We start from the raw sequence: 15,829 nt of genomic DNA, 5'->3' as shown, positions 1-15,829 counted from the left end.
CCGTGTACAGTCGTGCTCGTCCGCCGATGAAGCCGCCCGGAAGGTCCCGCGTCGCATGACCGACGAAGCCCCGCACGTCCATGACGTGATCACGATGGGACGCGTCAGTGTCGACGTCTACCCACAGCAGACCGGACCGCTCGAGGACGTCACCACCTTCTCGAAGTCCGTCGGTGGGAGCGCGACCAACGTCGCCGTCGCCGCCGCCCGGCACGGCGCGGACGCAGCGGTGATCACCCGCACCGGCAACGACCCCTTCGGCCGCTACATCGCCCGCACCCTGCCCGAGTTCGGCGTCGCGAACGACTTCGTCGAGCCGGTCGAGGGCCTCAACACGCCCGTGGCGTTCTGTGAGATCTTCCCGCCGGACGACTTCCCGCTCTACTTCTACCGCGCGCCGAAGGCGCCGGACCTGATGATCACGTCGGAGTCCCTGCCGCTGCACGCGATCGAACGGACGCGGGTGTTCTGGACGACCGTGACGGGACTCAGCGAGGAGCCGAGCCGCAGCGCGCACCACGCGGCCGCCGCGGCACGGAGCGCGGCACTGCGGGCGCCGGGCGCCACCGGGCGACACACCGTGCTCGACCTCGACTACCGAGCGGTGTTCTGGCCCGAGCCGGCGGCCGCGACGCGCGAGGTCGCCGTCGCCCTCGACCACGCCACCGTCGCCGTCGGCAATCGTGAGGAGTGCGAGATCGCCGTGGGGGAGACCGACCCCCTGCGCGCCGCCGACGCCCTGCTCGAGCGCGGCGTCGAGCTCGCGATCGTGAAGCAGGGCCCGAGGGGCGTGCTGGCGAAGACCCGCGACGAGACCGTCGCGTACCGACCGCACGCCGTCGACGTCGTCAACGGCCTCGGGTCCGGCGACGGGTTCGGCGGAGCACTCGTGCACGGGCTGCTGCAGGGCTGGAGCCTCGACCGCACCCTCGCCTTCGCGAACGTGGCCGGGGCGATCGTCGCCACCCGGTTCGAGTGCTCGACCGCGATGCCGACGAGCGACGAGGTCGAGGGCTTCCTGCGCACGAACCCCGCGCCGGCGACCGCGGAGGAGGGCGTCGGTGCCTGAGGTCAGCCCGGCCGACTTCGCCCGGTTGCGCGACCTGCGCGCCGGGTCACCGGAACGCGTCGCGGAGGTCCTGCGGACCCGGATCCGCCGTCCGCTGCTCGCCGAGGACGGCAGGCTCCTCATCGTCGCCGCGGACCACCCCGCGCGCGGTGCGCTCGCGGTCCGCGACGACGCCTCGGCGATGGCCGACCGGTACGACCTGCTCGAACGGCTCGTCGTGGCCCTCGGCCGCCCGGGCGTCGACGGGGTCCTCGGCACGCCGGACGTCCTCGAGGACCTGGCGCTCCTCGGGGCGCTCGACGGCAAGGTCGTCGTCGGCTCGATGAACCGCGGCGGCCTGCGCGGAGCATCGTTCGAGCTCGACGACCGCTACACCGCGTACTCGGCGCAGGCGATCACGGACGCCGGGCTCGACGTCGCGAAGCTGCTCGTCCGGATCGCGCTCGACGATCCCGGCACCGCCTCGACGCTCGAGGCGACGGCGCGGGCGGTGACCGAGGCCGCGGCCCTGCAGCTTCCGATCATGCTCGAGCCGTTCATGTCCTCGTGGCGGGACGGCAGGGTCGTCAACGACCTGAGCGCCGACGCCGTCATCACGTCGATGGCGATCGCCGCCGGCCTGGGCGAGTCGAGCGCCTACAGCTGGCTCAAGGTCCCGGTCGTCGACGACATGGCACGCGTGATGGCTGCGACCACCCTGCCGACGCTGCTGCTCGGCGGCGACCCGTCGGGCAGTCCGGACGAGACGTACGCCGCCTGGGACGACGCGCTCGCCCTGCCGGGCGTCCGCGGGCTCGTCGTCGGTCGCACCCTGCTCTACCCGCAGGACGGCGACGTCGCCGCCGCCGTCGACGTCGCCGCCGCCCTCGTCCACAGCCGGGAGGCACGGGGCGATCGCTCCACACCGGCTCGCCGTCGCGCCGACTCGCCTGCCCCGTCCGCCACCCTGGACCCGTCCGTCCCGGAAGGAAGCACCGCATGACCACCAGCACCGAGACCAGCGCCGGCAGCACGACGGTCGGGCACTGGATCGACGGCGAGCACGTCGCCTCGGCCTCCGGTCGGACCGCCCCGGTCCACGACCCGGCGCTCGGCGTCGTGACGAAGCGGGTCGCCCTGGCCGACGAGGCCGAGGTCCAGCGGGCGATCGCGAGTGCCAAGGCGGCGTTCCCGGCGTGGTCGGACCTGTCGCTCGCGAAGCGCCAGCAGATCATGTTCGCGTTCCGTGAGGTCCTCAACCGCGACAAGGCCGAGCTCGCCGAGATCATCACGAGCGAGCACGGCAAGGTCATCGACGACGCCCTGGGGGAGATCGCCCGCGGGCAGGAGGTGGTCGAGCTGGCGACGAACATCCCGTCGCTGATGAAGGGCGAGTTCTCGGACCAGGTGTCGACCGGCATCGACGTGTACTCGATCCGTCAACCGCTCGGTGTCGTGGGCATCATCTCGCCCTTCAACTTCCCGGCGATGGTGCCGCTCTGGTTCCTGCCGATCGCGATCGCCGCCGGCAACACCGTCGTGCTCAAGCCCAGCGAGAAGGACCCGTCCGCCGCGATGTGGCTCGCGCGGAAGTTCCGGGAGGCCGGTCTGCCCGACGGCGTGTTCACGGTGCTCAACGGCGACAAGGCAGCGGTCGACGGACTCCTCACCAGCCCCGACGTCGAGTCGATCTCGTTCGTCGGGTCCACGCCGATCGCCCGGTACGTGTCCGAGACGGGCACGAAGCACGGTAAGCGCGTCCAGGCGCTCGGCGGGGCGAAGAACCACATGCTGGTGCTGCCGGACGCGGACCTCGACCTCGTCGCGGACAATGCGGTCAACGCGGGCTTCGGCTCGGCCGGTGAGCGCTGCATGGCGATCTCGGTGGTGGTGGCGGTCGAGCCGGTCGCCGACGAGCTGATCGCGAAGATCAGCGAGCGCGCGGCGACGCTGCGCGTCGGCGACGGACGTCGGGGCTGCGACATGGGCCCGCTCGTCACCGAGCAGCACCGCGACAGGGTCGCTTCGTACATCGAGGTCGCCGAGCAGGACGGAGCCGAGGTCGTGGTGGACGGCCGCACCGTGCGACCCGACGGCGACGAGAACGGCTTCTGGCTCGGCCCGACGCTGATCGACCGGGTGCCGACGTCGAGTCGCGTCTACACCGAGGAGATCTTCGGTCCGGTGCTCTCGGTCGTCCGGGTGCAGTCCTACGACGAGGGGCTCGAGCTGATCAACTCCGGCGCCTTCGGCAACGGCACCGCGATCTTCACGAACGACGGCGGAGCCGCTCGACGATTCCAGCGCGACGTGCAGGTCGGCATGATCGGCATCAACGTGCCGATCCCGGTGCCGGTGGCCTACTACTCGTTCGGCGGCTGGAAGAACTCGCTGTTCGGCGACCACAAGGCGTACGGCGCCGACGGGGTGGCCTTCTTCACCAGGCAGAAGGCGATCACCTCCCGCTGGCTCGACCCGGCAGTGCACGGCGGTGTCGACCTCGGCTTCCCGTCGAACGGCTGACGCGCAGCATGGCGAACGAACAGCAGCAGCGCGACCGCTGGTTCATCCCGGCGGGCTCCCGCCCCGAGGCGGGCTGGACCGACGTGGTCGACGGCCGCGTCGAGGGGTGGACGCACACCGGTCTGCGGACCGGCGCCCTGCAGGACGGGGGCGAGCTGCGCCTCCCGGCCGACGCGGTCGAGCGCCTCGTCGTCCCGCTCGCCGGCAGCTTCACCGTGGCGTACGACGTCACCGAGCAGGCGCTCGAGGGACGCACCGGCGTCTTCGAGGGGCCGACCGACGTCCTCTACCTGGGGTCCGGCACCGCCGCGACGATCACCGGCTCCGGTCGTGTCGCCGTGGCCGAGGCGCCCACGGCGACGGTCCGGCCGAGCACGTACATCGCCCGCGTCGACGTCCCCGTGGAACTCCGCGGCACGGGGCAGTCGAGCCGGCAGGTGCACAACTTCGGGACCCCGGCCGCCCTCGACGCGGTGCGGTTCATCGTCTGCGAGGTGATCACGCCGGCCGGCAACTGGTCGTCGTACCCGCCGCACAAGCACGACACGAACCGCCCGGGCGAGGAGTCGGACCTCGAGGAGATCTACTACTACGAAGCCGCCGTGGCCCGTGGTGTGCAGGCTCCCGAGCAGGCCGACCCCTTCGCCCTGCACCGCACGTACGCCTCGGACGACCGGCCCATCGACGAGTTCCGCCAGGTGCGGACCGGGGACATCGCCCTCGTGCCGTACGGCTGGCACGGACCGGCCGTCGCGGCACCGGGCTACGACATGTACTACCTCAACGTCATGGCCGGACCGGACCCGGAGCGCGTCTGGAACATCACCGACGACCCCGCCCACGGGTGGGTCCGGCAGACGTGGACCTCGGAACCGATCGACCCGCGACTGCCCTACGAGAAGGAGCCCTCCCGATGAGCCAGCACGCCGGCCCGGAGCAGACCCGTCGGATGACCGTCGGTCAGGCGCTCGTCGCGTTCCTGGCGAACCAGTGGACCGTCGACGGTGATCACCGCGAGCGCACGATCCCGGGGATCTTCGGCATCTTCGGGCACGGCAACGTCGCCGGTCTCGGGCAGGCGATCAAGCAGCTCCACGTCGACCAGCCCGGCCTGCTGCCGTACCACCAGGCCCGCAACGAGCAGGCGATGGTGCACCAGGCCGTCGGGTTCGCCCGGATGCACCGCCGCCGGGCGACCTTCGCGTCGACGGCCTCGGTCGGCCCCGGCGCGGCGAACATGCTCACCGGCGCCGCGCTCGCGACGACGAACCGGCTGCCCGCGCTCCTGCTGCCGTCGGACACCTTCGCCACCCGCAGGACCGATCCGGTGCTGCAGCAGATCGAGATGCCCCACGACCCGTCGCTGCAGGTGACGGACGCGTTCCGGCCGCTGTCGCGGTTCTTCGACCGCGTCGAACGGCCCGAGCAGCTGTTCCCGATCGCGCTCGCCGCGATGCGGGTGCTCACCGACCCGGCCGAGACCGGCGCCGTGACGATCGCCCTGCCCGAGGACGTCCAGGCCGAAGCGCTCGACGTGCCGGTGACGTTCCTGCAACCGCGCGAGTGGCACGTCCGGCGTCCGCTGCCGGAACGCGGACCGCTGGCCCGTGCGGTCGAGGCGATCCGGAGCGCCGAGCGTCCCGTGGTCGTGGCCGGTGGTGGCGTGCTCTACTCGGGTGCCGAGGACGAACTCGCGGCCTTCGTCGAGACGACGGGCATCCCCGTCGGCACCTCGCAGGCGGGCGGCGGCTCGCTCGTCTGGGACCACCCGCAGTACCTCGGCGGCATCGGGGCGACGGGGACGGCTGCGGCGAACGCGATCGCCGCACGGGCCGACGTCGTGATCGGCATCGGCACGCGGTACAGCGACTTCACCACGGCGTCCCGGACGGCGTTCCAGGACCCCGACGTGACCTTCGTCAACGTGAACGTCGCCGCGTTCGACGCCCACAAGCACGGCTCGCAGCTGCCGCTGGTCGCGGACGCCCGGGAGGCGCTGGTCGCGCTGACCGAGATGCTCACGGCAGGTTCGTCGGACGCCCCGTCGTACGCCGTCTCCGCCGGGTACGCCGCCGAGGTCGCGTCGCGGAAGCAGGAGTGGGACGCCGTCGTCGACGCCGCGTCCGTGCCGTCCGGACGCGCGGTCCCGGGCCAGTCGGAGATCATCGGCGCGGTCCGGGCGGCGACGGACCCGCGCGACGTCGTGGTCCAGGCGGCCGGCTCGCTGCCCGGCGACCTGCACAAGCTCTGGCGGGTCCGCGACCCGCTCGGGTACCACGTCGAGTACGCCTTCTCGTGCATGGGCTACGAGATCGCCGGCGGCATCGGTGTGCGACGCGGCGCCCCGGACCGCGACGCGATCGTCCTCGTCGGCGACGGTTCGTACCTGATGCTGCACACCGAGCTGGTGACGGCGGTCGCCGAGGGCATCAAGATCGTCGTCGTGCTCGTGCAGAACGACGGCTACGCGTCGATCGGCCGCCTGTCCGAGACCGTCGGTTCCGAGCGCTACGGCACGGAGTACCGCTACCGGGACGACACCGGGTCGTTCGAGAACGACGAGGTGCTGCCCGTCGACCTCGCCGCGAACGCGCGCTCCTACGGCGTCGACGTGATCGAGGTCCGCCCCGGCCCGGACGTGATCGCCGACCTGACCGCGGCCGTGCGGCAGGCCAAGGCGAACGACCACACCACGCTGGTGCACGTGCACGCCGACCCGCTCGCGCCCGCCCCCGAGGGTGACGGCTGGTGGGACGTCCCCGTCGCCGAGACCTCGACCCTGCCGAGCACCCGGCAGGCCCGCGCCGAGTACGAGCAGCAGGTCGCGTCGCAGCGCCCCCTGCTCGGCTGAACGAACCCATCCCACGAAGGACGACGACGTCATGACCGACACCGCCGACACCGCTGCCACCGACGCAGCGGCCGCCCCCGCCGCGATCCGCATCGGTACCGCCCCCGACTCCTGGGGCGTCTGGTTCCCGGACGACCCGGGCCAGGTGCCGTGGCAGCGCTTCCTCGACGAGGCCGCAGCAGCCGGCTACACGTGGATCGAGCTCGGTCCGTACGGGTACCTGCCCACCGATCCGGCGCAGCTGTCCGACGAGCTCGAGTCCCGCGGCCTCCGGCTGTCCGCCGGCACGGTCTTCACCGGGTTCCACAAGGGTGACGACCAGTTCCAGCGGGCGTGGGACCAGGCGGTCGCGGTCGCCGGGCTCGCGTCGGCGCTCGGTGCCCGGCACCTCGTGACGATCCCGGACCTCTGGCGCTCGGACGCGACCGGTGCGGTGCTCGAGTCGCGGACCCTGACCGACGAGCAGTGGGAGCGCCTCGGCAGGGGACACGACCAGCTGGGCAAGGCGCTGCTCGAGGAGTTCGGCGTCCGCCAGCAGTTCCACACGCACGCCGACAGCCACGTCGGCACGTACCGCGAGACCGTGCGCTTCCTCGAGGAGACCGACCCGCGGTACACGAACCTGTGCCTGGACACCGGGCACTTCGCCTACTACGGCGGCGACAACCTCCGCATGATCGCCGAACACCCGGAGCGCATCGGCTACCTCCACCTCAAGCAGGTCGACACCGAGCTGCTGTTCGACGTGCTCAAGAACGACGTGCCCTTCGCGACGGCCGTGGCGCAGGGCATCATGACCGAGCCGCCGCGCGGCACCCCCGAGCTCGCCCCGGTCATCGAGGCCGTCGCCCGGATCGACCCGGACGTCTTCGGCATCGTCGAGCAGGACATGTACGGCTGCTCGGTCGACGCCCCCGGCCCGATCGCCGAGCGCACCGTCCAGCACATCCTCGGCTCGACCGCCTCGGCGCGCGTCCGCTGACCCCCCCAGGAGAACCCCGTGAGCACCACCGAGAACCTCCGCGTCGCCGTCGTCGGAGCCGGCGCGATGGGCAGCGACCACGTCCGTCGCATCACGTCCACGATTGCCGGCGCAGACGTCGTCGCCGTCGTCGACCCGGACACCGCCCGGGCCACCGCCACCGCCGAGCGGGCACCGGGGGCGCTCACCGCAGCGTCGTTCGAGGACGCCCTCGACGCGACGCCGATCGATGCCGTGCTCGTCGCGACGCCCGGGTTCCTGCACGAGCCCGTCCTCGTGCCGGCGATCGAGCGCGGTCTCGCCGTCCTGTGCGAGAAACCCCTCACCACGAGCGCGGAGGACTCCCTGCGCATCGTCGAGCTCGAGCAGGCGAGGTCCGACCGCCCACGGATCCAGGTCGGCTTCATGCGTCGCTTCGACAAGGGGTACCAGGAGCTCCGGGCACTCCGCGAGTCCGGCACGAACGGCGCGCTGCTCGCCCTGCACCACGCGCACCGCAACCCGACGACGCCGCCGAACTTCAGCGAGTCGATGCTCATCCACGACTCGGTCATCCACGAGATCGACATCATCCCGTTCCTCACGGGCGAGCCGATCGTCGCGGTCGAGGTGAAGAAGCCCCGCAGGAACTCGCTCGGACCGGTCGACCTGCCGGAGCCGCAGTTCGTGCTGTTCACCACCGCGTCGGGCACCATGGCGATCGTCGAGATCAACGTCAACGCGCAGTTCGGGTACCAGGTGACGACCGACGCCGTGTTCGAGTCCGGCGTCGCGTACATCGGGCGCGAGACGACGATGAACGTCGTGTCGGCCGGTGTCTCGGGCCAGGGCGTCACCCCGTCCTTCGTCGAGCGCTTCGGCGCCGCGTACGACGAGGAGGTCCAGCGCTGGGTGGACGCTGCCCGCACCGGGGGCATCGACGGGCCGAGCGCCTGGGACGGCTACACGGCGTCGGTCGTCGCCGAGGTCGCCGTGCGGGCGCAGCAGACCGGTGCCCTCGAGCACGTGACCTACGCCACCGCGAAGCCCGCGTTCTACGAGACGACGCCTGACGCCTGAGGACGCACCCTGACGAAGGACGCCCGACGGCGGCGCCTGACGGCGGCGCCCGACGGCGGCGCCCGGCGGCGGGCGCCCGGCGACGGAGGTGCCGGCACCGGTGCTGGAGACGGGCCGAGTGCCGGACGGGAGGCGCGGTGCATGCTGGCACGGCGCCTCCCGTCCGCGACGGCGCACCGCCACCCCCCCCCACCCACAGGAGGCACCATGCCGCTCGTCCGCATCGATCTCGTCACCGGTCGCACCCCGGAGCAGGTGCGTGCCGTCGCCGACGCGATCCACACCGCCATCGTCGCCGAGTACGGCATCCCCGAGCGCGACCGGTTCCAGGTGATCACCGAGCACCCGGCGCAGCAGATCATCGCGCAGGACGCCGGTCTCGGCTTCGAGCGGACCGAGGGCGTCGTCATGGTCCAGGTCTTCACCCAGGGCGGTCGGAGCGACGAGGCGAAGCAGGGTCTCTACCGCGCCGTGCACGACCGGCTCGCCGAGGTCGGCGTCGCGAGCGAGGACGTCTTCATCGGCTACGTGGAGAACGGGCCGCAGGACTGGTCGTTCGGGTTCGGCCGCGCCCAGTACGTGACCGGCGAGCTCGGCGTCCCCTCCGCCGGCTGAGGCAGCGGGTCCGCCGGCCTACTTGTCGACGAGGGTGACCTCGAACGAGTAGCGGTCCGGGCGGTAGCAGTGCACCCCGTACTCCACCGCCCGGCCCGACGCGTCGTACGCCGTGCGGCTCATCGTCAGGACCGGGTCACCGTCCTCGATCTCGAGCAGCGAGGCCTCGTCGTCGGTGGCCGCCCGTGCCCCGATCCGCTGCTTCGCGACCCGCATCGTGACACCCCGGCCGCGGAGCAGCTGGTACAGCCCGTGCGTCCGCAGGTCCTCGTCGGTGATCGCCGTGAACTCGGGCGGCAGGAAGTTCTCGAGGATCGCCATCGGGACGTCCTCGGCGAAGCGGACCCGGCGGATGTGGACGACCGGCGTGCCCGGGGCGGTGCCGAGGGCCTCGGCGACGACGTCGCTCGCCGGCAGGTCCGTGCGCTCGAGCAGCGTGGTCGCCGGTGCCTGCGAGCCCTGCGCGAGGTCGTCGTACAGGCTCGTCAGCTCCACCTTGCGCGTCACGGGGCCGTGCACGACCTGCGTGCCGATCCCCCGACGACGGACGAGCAGCCCCTTGTCGACCAGGTCCTGGATGGCTCGGCGGATCGTCGGGCGCGAGAGCCCGAGTCGCTCGCCGAGGGCGATCTCGTTCTCGAGCCGTGCGCCGGGCGGCATCGCACCGGAGCGGATCGCCTCCTCGAGCCGCGATGCGACCTGGAAGTACAGCGGCACCGGCCCGGAGCGGTCCAGGTCCGTGGAGAAGTCGGACGGCAGCTGGCCCTCGTTGGTCATCGCGGTCCTCCGGGTGGGGAGGGCACCGGCGACGGCACCCCACGGCTATGTCGTGACAATAGCACCGGACTCCGCGCGGCCCGGCCCCCCGGGATCGTCAGTCGGCGAAGATCATCGGACGGTTCGACAGCCGCGGCTGGGCTGCCGCACGGGGCTGCTCCGTCCGCGGTCGCACCGGCGCGATGTGCACCCGGGTGGCCGCACCGAGCGCCTCGACCGTGTCGCACCCGTGCTGCCCCGCGGCGTGCACGACGATCGCGGCGCAGGCCTCGGCGTCGGCAGCGGCGTCGTGGTGCTGGAAGCCCTCGTACCCGGCCGCGCGGGCCGCCATCGGGAGTCGGTAGGAGTCGAGCGTGTAGGTCTTGCGCGCCACCTGGAGCGAGCACAGCGAGTGGTGCTCCGCCAGTTCCGTGCCGGTCGCCGAGCAGCCGCCGGCGATCACACCCATGTCGAACCGGGCGTTGTGCGCGACCAGGACGTCCCCCTCGGCGAACGCCACGATGTCCCGGTACTGCTCGGCCCACCCCTTCGCCCCGACCACGTCCGTCGCGACGATGCCGTGGATGCGGGTGTTCCACTCGAGGAACGCGTCGTGGCCCACCGGCGGCTGGATGAACCAGGAGGCCCGCTCGACCACGCGGCCGCCGCGGACCTTGACGAGTCCGACGGAGCAGGCGCTCGCGGGGGAGCTGTTCGCGGTCTCGAAGTCGATCGCGGTGAAGTTCAACGGCACGCCCTCGATGGTCGCACGGGGTTCCGACATCACCCGCACGCGGCCTCGGCGTTGCGGCCCGGCGCGGTAGCGTCCGAGGCGTGACCGCCACCGCCACCACGACCCCGCTCGTCCTCGTCCTGCCCGGTGCCGGGTACGGGCAGCAGGCGCCCCTGCTCTGGTGGACGCGCGCGATCGCCGCGCAGCACGGCGTCGAGGTCGTCGCGCCGGCGTGGACGGTCGACGCCGCAGCGAAGGACGACCCGGTGGCCTTCGTCGAGCGCCAGGTGGCGGGCGCACTCGACGGCCGCCGCCCGGACCTCGTCGTCGCGAAGTCGTTCGGGTGCTCCGCCCTGCCCTGGGCGGTCCGCCACGGCGTCGACGGGGTCTGGCTCACGCCGGTCCTCACCGATCCGGCCGTCGTCGCCGCGCTCGCCGGGGCGGGCACCGGTTCGCTCGCCGTCGGCGGCTCCGCCGACCCCATGTGGCTGCCCTCCGCGGTCGGGACGACACGCGCCGGACTGCACACGGTGGACGGTGCGGACCACGCGCTCGAGGTGCGCGGTGACTGGCGCGGTTCCCAGCGCCTCCAGGCCGAGGTGCTCGCCCTGGTCGACGAGCGCCTCAGAGCGCTGGTGTCCTGACCCGCCGCGACGTACAGTCGGCGCATGGGGGAGCCGAGGGACCTGGACGAGCTGTTGGCGGGCGCACACCGCGTGGACGCGCGGCCGCACACCGTGCGGCGTGGGATCGGTCTCGGGACCACCCTGCTCGTGACCGCGGTGCTGGTCGCCGGCATCGTGCTCGGGATCGCGCACGGCCTGCTGCTCACGTTCGTGAGCTTCCTGTCCGGCATCTGGCCGTCCTGACGGCACCGGCCTGGAGGACCGGGTCGGCTCCGGCGGGCCGCCGCCGGTAGGCTGTGCTCCCGTGGCTCTCACCATCGGAATCGTCGGTCTCCCGAATGTCGGCAAGTCGACCCTGTTCAACGCCCTGACCAAGAACCAGGTCCTCGCCGCGAACTACCCGTTCGCGACGATCGAACCGAACGTCGGCGTGGTGAACCTGCCCGACCCGCGGCTCGACCAGCTCGCGACGCTCTTCAGCTCCGAGAAGACCGTGCCCGCGCCCGTGTCGTTCGTCGACATCGCCGGCATCGTGAAGGGTGCGAGCGAGGGCGAGGGCCTCGGCAACAAGTTCCTCGCGAACATCCGCGAGGCCGACGCCATCGCGCAGGTCGTCCGTGGCTTCACCGACGACGACGTCGTGCACGTGGCGAACAAGGTCTCGCCGAAGGACGACCTCGAGGTCATCAACACCGAGCTCATCCTCGCGGACCTCGAGACCATCGAGAAGGCGCTGCCCCGGTACGAGAAGACCGTGAAGCTCAAGCAGGCCGAGCCGATCGTGCTCGAGACCGCGAACGAGGCGAGGGCGGCGCTCGAGCAGGGCACGCTGCTCTCCGCGACCTCGATCGACCTCGCGCCGATCGCCGAGCTCGGCCTCCTGTCGGCCAAGCCGTTCATCTTCGTCTTCAACGTCGACGAGGCGATCCTGACCGACGAGTCCCGCAAGGCCGAGCTGGCCGCGCTCGTGGCACCGGCGCAGGCCGTGTTCCTCGACGCCCAGGTCGAGTCGGAGCTCATCGAGCTCGACCCCGAGGACGCCGCCGAACTGCTCGAGTCGACCGGGCAGACCGAGTCCGGCCTCGACCAGCTCGCCCGCATCGGGTTCGACACCCTCGGGCTGCAGACCTACCTGACCGCCGGGCCGAAGGAAGCCCGGGCGTGGACGATCGGCAAGGGGTGGAAGGCTCCCCAGGCTGCCGGCGTGATCCACACCGACTTCGAGAAGGGCTTCATCAAGGCCGAGGTCATCTCGTTCGAGGACCTCATGGCGGCGGGCTCGATCGCGGAGGCCCGTGCGCACGGCAAGGCCCGCATCGAGGGCAAGGACTACGTCATGCAGGACGGCGACGTGGTGGAGTTCCGCTTCAACAACTGACCGGTACGCGGCGGCCGACGGCTGTCGGCCGCCGCGCTCGGAAGTCCGGTCAGGCCGTCTCGAGGTCCCACACCGGCGGCACGTACTCGCGCGACCAGCCCTCGCGGAGTCGGGTGACCGCGCGGTCGAACGACTCGAGCAGGTCCATCTCCGGCCGCACCATCGACTGCAGCTGCAGCCCCTCGTACGTCGCGAGGAGCTGCTCGGCGCCACGAGCCGGCTCCATGGTGCGCGGCTCCCGGCCGAGCTCGACGTCCCGCTGCAGGGCCGCCAGCACGAACCCGTGGAAGCGACGCCAGCGCAGGTGGAGCATCGGTGCGAGCGGGTGGTGCGGCGTCGCGGCGATGTTGAGCGTCGAGGTCAGGAAGCGCATGAGCGACGGGTCGGCGACGTTCGCGCGGACGATGGCGCGGAGGAACACGATCGTGCCGCTGCGCTCGGCGATCGGCAGCAGCGCGGTGGTCCGCTGGTCGTTCCACTGGTCGATGGTGGCGAGCAGGAGTCCGTCCCAGGTCGGGAACACCTCGGTGACGACGTCGAGCGGCTGCGACGCCTCGGTGGCCACGTGCTCGTACGACACCTCGTGCAGGGCGTTCGCACGGAGCACACGGATCATCGCGTCGACGATCTCGACCCGGAGCAGCGCTGACGTGTCGAGGGGGTGGAACGATCGCATGGGTCCAGTCCACCGGGTGTGTGCTGCCCTGACCAGTCCCCAGAACTGGGAAGAGCCGATCTCCGCAGCCGCGCAGTCCCGGCGTGGCGGAGGAGCAGCGCGTCCCCCGGGGCGCGTCCGAGCTGAGTGCCCTTCGAGGATGCAGCGTTGACTGGACCGATGAAGTACGTGGTCTACGGAGAGAACCGAGTGATGACCGGCGACGCGATCGCCGAGGCGGTGCTCGCCTACGCCGCTGCGCTCGGCGAGAACGGCACGACGGACATCGTCGAGATCCCGACCGCGGACGCCGAGGGCTACGGCACCACGGCGGAGGTCCTGCTCGGCCCGGCTTCCCAGATCATGGTCGAGGCGGCGCCGGACGATGAGCTGGAGCCCGAGGACGAGGACCTGGTCAACGAGCTCGGGCGCCGCATCGCGGTGGTGGGCGGCGGACGGTTCACGGACGCCGCGTCGTCGCACTCCGACGAGCCGGAGGCCAAGCGCCTCCGGACGGACCCGCCTGAGGTCTGACCGCCGCACGCCCCGAGGAGTGGACTGGCCACGGAACGCACACTCCAGACCTCCTCGCACACGCGGTACCTACCGTCGAGGGAGAGATGAGGAGGAGACGTGAAGTACATCAACTACGACGCGAGCCAGATCCTCACCGGGGACCTGATCGCGGACGCGGTCGCCGACTACGCGGCCGTCCTCGGAGCGAACTCGCGCACCGACACGATCACGGTGCCGAGCGTCGGTGACGACGGCTCGGTGTCGACGTCGATCCTGCTCGTCGGCCCGGCGAGCGAGCTCTGCGTGACGGTCGCCCCGGACGACGAGCTCGAGCCCGAGGACCCGGCGTTCATCCGTCGCCTGCGCGACGCGGCACGGCGTGCGGGTCCGGCGCTCCCGGTGAACGCGGACGGTGGCACGCGCTTCCGCGGAGCCGAGGGGCCGTCGTCGTACGGGCCGGCCTGACACCCCGAAGGCACAGACGACGAACGCCGCCGGCGCTGAGCCGGCGGCGTTCGTCGTGTGTGGACCGGGAACCGTGTGAGCGGTTCCGGCGGGTCCGACCTAGGCGGCCAGGGCGAGCTCGCCCTTGCCGACGCGGCGCGCGAGCAGGATGGTCCGGCTCGACTCGCCCCGCCAGGAGCGGCCGGGTACGGTCCAGCCGGCCTCGCCGTCGATGTCCACGCGTGCGTCACGCGTGACGAACAGGCGCAGGTCGTCGGCCGCGATGCGGACGAGGTACTCGCGCTGCGAGCGGTCGTCGCGGACCGGGAACTCGGCGATGCGGTCGGGGGAGACGGTGGGGGCCGCGAGTGCGGTCCCGGAGATGGTGATGCGGTCGTTGCTGGTCATGGTGGTGCGGTACTTCCTGGTCGTTCGGCACCCGGCCGTGCTCTGGTCGGCGGACTCCGTGGTCCGGCACGACGCATCGGCTGCGGGTGCGCACGTCGTGTCTCGACGTGCTGCTCGTCCGTTCGGATCGAGCGGTGGTCTCGGTGGAATGCGACCCGGCGGGTCGGTACGAGACGTGCTGGTGTGCGCGAGTCAGATGGGTTCGCTGCAGTGCACCAATGAGACACTATACGTCGCTTCGTCCGGAACGTCCAGCAAGACGGACGGGAGGCGCGGTGCGAGCGTGCACCGCGCCTTCCGTCCGGCGGGCCGTCAGTTCAGAGCGGGGGTGTCCTCCGGCACGACGCCGTCGCCGTACAGGTCGGTCGCCAGGTCGCGGAGCGCGCGCAGCGCGACGCGCTGCGTCAGCGGACCGTAGGAGATGCGGGCGACGCCGAGGGCCTCGTACTCGGCAGCCGGCAGGGCGCCCGGCAGTCCGATCACCGAGAGCTTGCCGCGACCGAGCCCGTCGACGAGTCGTTCGACCACGTCGCGCTGGATCGCACCCGGCACGAAGACGAGTGCGGCGCCGTTGTCGAGGAACGCCTTCCCGCGGGCGATGGCGTCCTCGATGCTCTCGTCGATCGGGCGGTCGCCACCCCGGGCGATCGCGTCGGTGCGGGCGTTGAGCTGGAAGGCGACGCCCTCGGCCTCGGCTGCAGCGGTGATCGCGGCGACGCGGGCGACGGCCTCGTCGAAGGGACGGAGGCGGTCCTCGACGTTCGCGCCGACGATCCCGGCGGCGATCGCGCGACGGATCGTCTCGGCCGGGTTCGCGTACCCGTCGTCGAGGTCCGCCGTGACGGGCAGGTCGGTCGCGGCGGCGACGGTCGCGGCGCCCGCGAGGGCCACGTCGAGCGGCATCCCGCCGTCGTCGTAGCCGTGGCTCGCGGCGATGGAGTGCCCGGCGGTCGCGATCGCCTTCGTCTCCGGCAGGTCGCTCACGACCTTCGCGCTGATCGCGTCCCACACGTTGACGACGCGCAGGATCTCGGGGGCTTCGTGCAGCTGCTTGAGGGTGGTCGCCTTGTCGGCGGTGCTCGTGCTCATGGTGCCGAATCTACGGGCACCCGTGCTGACGCGTCCGTGCGCCGTCGCTGCGGCTACGCGGCGGTGCTCACGAGTCGTCAGAACGTCTACGCTGCTTCGAGGATCGCTCGCCCTCCGGGCAGTGGTGAGTGACGCAATGGGCGTCG

At 72.0% G+C, this 15,829-nt stretch carries 18 protein-coding genes; 13 read left to right on the top strand and 5 right to left on the bottom strand.

The window, feature by feature from the left end; all coding sequences use genetic code 11:
* Positions 1 to 55 precede the first annotated feature (55 nt).
* The 8 genes from iolC to M3677_RS04625 all read left to right on the top strand — a co-directional run bounded on the left by iolC (position 56) and on the right by M3677_RS04625 (position 9,078).
* Positions 56 to 1,069 carry a 5-dehydro-2-deoxygluconokinase gene (iolC, locus tag M3677_RS04660; RefSeq protein ID WP_251159899.1) on the top strand — a complete coding sequence of 338 codons (1,014 nt, stop codon included), beginning with the start codon at positions 56 to 58 and terminating at the stop codon, positions 1,067 to 1,069.
* The gene (locus tag M3677_RS04655; RefSeq protein ID WP_251159898.1) at positions 1,062 to 2,051 is read left to right on the top strand and encodes a deoxyribose-phosphate aldolase; all 990 of its coding nucleotides are present in this window, start codon (positions 1,062 to 1,064) and stop codon (positions 2,049 to 2,051) included. The genes iolC and M3677_RS04655 overlap by 8 nt, the downstream gene beginning before the upstream one ends.
* Positions 2,048 to 3,571, top strand: coding sequence for a CoA-acylating methylmalonate-semialdehyde dehydrogenase (locus tag M3677_RS04650; protein WP_066652707.1), 1,524 nt, complete (start codon positions 2,048 to 2,050; stop codon positions 3,569 to 3,571). Before M3677_RS04655 ends, M3677_RS04650 begins: the two co-directional genes overlap by 4 nt.
* Positions 3,572 to 3,579: 8 nt before the next feature.
* Positions 3,580 to 4,488 carry a 5-deoxy-glucuronate isomerase gene (gene iolB, locus M3677_RS04645; protein WP_251159897.1) on the top strand — a complete coding sequence of 303 codons (909 nt, stop codon included), beginning with the start codon at positions 3,580 to 3,582 and terminating at the stop codon, positions 4,486 to 4,488.
* Positions 4,485 to 6,422, top strand: a complete 1,938-nt coding sequence (iolD, locus tag M3677_RS04640; protein WP_245171578.1) for a 3D-(3,5/4)-trihydroxycyclohexane-1,2-dione acylhydrolase (decyclizing) — start codon at positions 4,485 to 4,487, stop codon at positions 6,420 to 6,422. The genes iolB and iolD overlap by 4 nt, the downstream gene beginning before the upstream one ends.
* 31 nt (positions 6,423 to 6,453) lie before the next feature.
* Complete coding sequence (locus M3677_RS04635; RefSeq protein WP_209683706.1) at positions 6,454 to 7,404, top strand: sugar phosphate isomerase/epimerase; 951 nt, start codon at positions 6,454 to 6,456, stop codon at positions 7,402 to 7,404.
* A gap of 18 nt (positions 7,405 to 7,422) precedes the next feature.
* Positions 7,423 to 8,463 carry a Gfo/Idh/MocA family protein gene (locus M3677_RS18330; protein WP_209683703.1) on the top strand — a complete coding sequence of 347 codons (1,041 nt, stop codon included), beginning with the start codon at positions 7,423 to 7,425 and terminating at the stop codon, positions 8,461 to 8,463.
* 207 nt (positions 8,464 to 8,670) lie between these two features.
* Positions 8,671 to 9,078, top strand: coding sequence for a tautomerase family protein (locus tag M3677_RS04625; protein WP_066652713.1), 408 nt, complete (start codon positions 8,671 to 8,673; stop codon positions 9,076 to 9,078).
* Between the two features lie 18 nt (positions 9,079 to 9,096).
* On the opposite strand, the gene M3677_RS04620 is transcribed toward M3677_RS04625, so the two are convergent.
* Together M3677_RS04620 and M3677_RS04615 are read right to left on the bottom strand one after the other, a co-directional pair.
* On the bottom strand, positions 9,097 to 9,855 hold the full coding sequence (locus M3677_RS04620) for a GntR family transcriptional regulator (protein WP_209683699.1): 759 nt from the start codon (positions 9,853 to 9,855) through the stop codon (positions 9,097 to 9,099).
* Positions 9,856 to 9,952: 97 nt separating this feature from the next.
* A complete protein-coding gene (locus tag M3677_RS04615; RefSeq protein WP_251159896.1) occupies positions 9,953 to 10,618 on the bottom strand; it encodes an exonuclease domain-containing protein in 666 nt (221 codons plus the stop codon).
* Positions 10,619 to 10,668: 50 nt separating this feature from the next.
* On the opposite strand from M3677_RS04615, the gene M3677_RS04610 reads away from it, so the two are divergent.
* The 3 genes from M3677_RS04610 (at position 10,669) to ychF (ending at position 12,571) form a co-directional block, all read left to right on the top strand.
* Complete coding sequence (locus tag M3677_RS04610; protein WP_209683693.1) at positions 10,669 to 11,211, top strand: hypothetical protein; 543 nt, start codon at positions 10,669 to 10,671, stop codon at positions 11,209 to 11,211.
* Positions 11,212 to 11,235: 24 nt separating this feature from the next.
* Complete coding sequence (locus M3677_RS04605; protein WP_066652723.1) at positions 11,236 to 11,436, top strand: hypothetical protein; 201 nt, start codon at positions 11,236 to 11,238, stop codon at positions 11,434 to 11,436.
* A gap of 61 nt (positions 11,437 to 11,497) precedes the next feature.
* On the top strand, positions 11,498 to 12,571 hold the full coding sequence (ychF, locus tag M3677_RS04600; protein WP_066652725.1) for a redox-regulated ATPase YchF: 1,074 nt from the start codon (positions 11,498 to 11,500) through the stop codon (positions 12,569 to 12,571).
* A 49-nt stretch (positions 12,572 to 12,620) separates the two neighbouring features.
* Here ychF and M3677_RS04595 read toward each other — a convergent pair whose 3' ends face one another.
* Complete coding sequence (locus M3677_RS04595; RefSeq protein ID WP_066652727.1) at positions 12,621 to 13,247, bottom strand: TetR family transcriptional regulator C-terminal domain-containing protein; 627 nt, start codon at positions 13,245 to 13,247, stop codon at positions 12,621 to 12,623.
* 147 nt (positions 13,248 to 13,394) lie between these two features.
* On the opposite strand from M3677_RS04595, the gene M3677_RS04590 reads away from it, so the two are divergent.
* Entirely contained in the window at positions 13,395 to 13,760 is a 366-nt protein-coding gene (locus M3677_RS04590) for a hypothetical protein (protein ID WP_144411241.1), read from the top strand.
* Positions 13,761 to 13,859: 99 nt separating this feature from the next.
* A complete protein-coding gene (locus M3677_RS04585) occupies positions 13,860 to 14,207 on the top strand; it encodes a hypothetical protein (RefSeq protein ID WP_066652733.1) in 348 nt (115 codons plus the stop codon).
* A 99-nt stretch (positions 14,208 to 14,306) separates the two neighbouring features.
* Here M3677_RS04585 and M3677_RS04580 read toward each other — a convergent pair whose 3' ends face one another.
* On the bottom strand, positions 14,307 to 14,594 hold the full coding sequence (locus tag M3677_RS04580) for a hypothetical protein (protein ID WP_066652736.1): 288 nt from the start codon (positions 14,592 to 14,594) through the stop codon (positions 14,307 to 14,309).
* Between the two features lie 312 nt (positions 14,595 to 14,906).
* Positions 14,907 to 15,683: an isocitrate lyase/phosphoenolpyruvate mutase family protein gene (locus M3677_RS04575; RefSeq protein WP_251159895.1), complete on the bottom strand. Its 777-nt coding sequence runs from the start codon at positions 15,681 to 15,683 to the stop codon at positions 14,907 to 14,909.
* Positions 15,684 to 15,829: the final 146 nt, after the last annotated feature.

This window comes from Curtobacterium sp. P97 (assembly GCF_023712445.1).
In the GTDB taxonomy this organism is placed as follows: Bacteria; Actinomycetota; Actinomycetes; order Actinomycetales; family Microbacteriaceae; genus Curtobacterium.
The sequence above is the reverse complement of the archived record's forward strand: the minus strand, read 5'-3'. Positions and strand labels throughout refer to the sequence as shown.

Excerpts from the sequence above, each read along its gene's own strand:
- M3677_RS04635 (WP_209683706.1), top strand. The coding sequence starts at position 6,454 with ATGACCGACACCGCCGACACCGCTGCCACCGACGCAGCGGCCGCCCCC.
- iolC (WP_251159899.1), top strand. The coding sequence starts at position 56 with ATGACCGACGAAGCCCCGCACGTCCATGACGTGATCACGATGGGACGC.
- iolB (WP_251159897.1), top strand. The coding sequence starts at position 3,580 with ATGGCGAACGAACAGCAGCAGCGCGACCGCTGGTTCATCCCGGCGGGC.
- M3677_RS04605 (WP_066652723.1), top strand. The coding sequence starts at position 11,236 with ATGGGGGAGCCGAGGGACCTGGACGAGCTGTTGGCGGGCGCACACCGC.
- M3677_RS04575 (WP_251159895.1), bottom strand. The coding sequence starts at position 15,683 with ATGAGCACGAGCACCGCCGACAAGGCGACCACCCTCAAGCAGCTGCAC.
- M3677_RS04580 (WP_066652736.1), bottom strand. The coding sequence starts at position 14,594 with ATGACCAGCAACGACCGCATCACCATCTCCGGGACCGCACTCGCGGCC.
- M3677_RS04620 (WP_209683699.1), bottom strand. The coding sequence starts at position 9,855 with ATGACCAACGAGGGCCAGCTGCCGTCCGACTTCTCCACGGACCTGGAC.
- M3677_RS04595 (WP_066652727.1), bottom strand. The coding sequence starts at position 13,247 with ATGCGATCGTTCCACCCCCTCGACACGTCAGCGCTGCTCCGGGTCGAG.
- M3677_RS04615 (WP_251159896.1), bottom strand. The coding sequence starts at position 10,618 with ATGTCGGAACCCCGTGCGACCATCGAGGGCGTGCCGTTGAACTTCACC.
- iolD (WP_245171578.1), top strand. The coding sequence starts at position 4,485 with ATGAGCCAGCACGCCGGCCCGGAGCAGACCCGTCGGATGACCGTCGGT.
- M3677_RS04650 (WP_066652707.1), top strand. The coding sequence starts at position 2,048 with ATGACCACCAGCACCGAGACCAGCGCCGGCAGCACGACGGTCGGGCAC.
- M3677_RS04625 (WP_066652713.1), top strand. The coding sequence starts at position 8,671 with ATGCCGCTCGTCCGCATCGATCTCGTCACCGGTCGCACCCCGGAGCAG.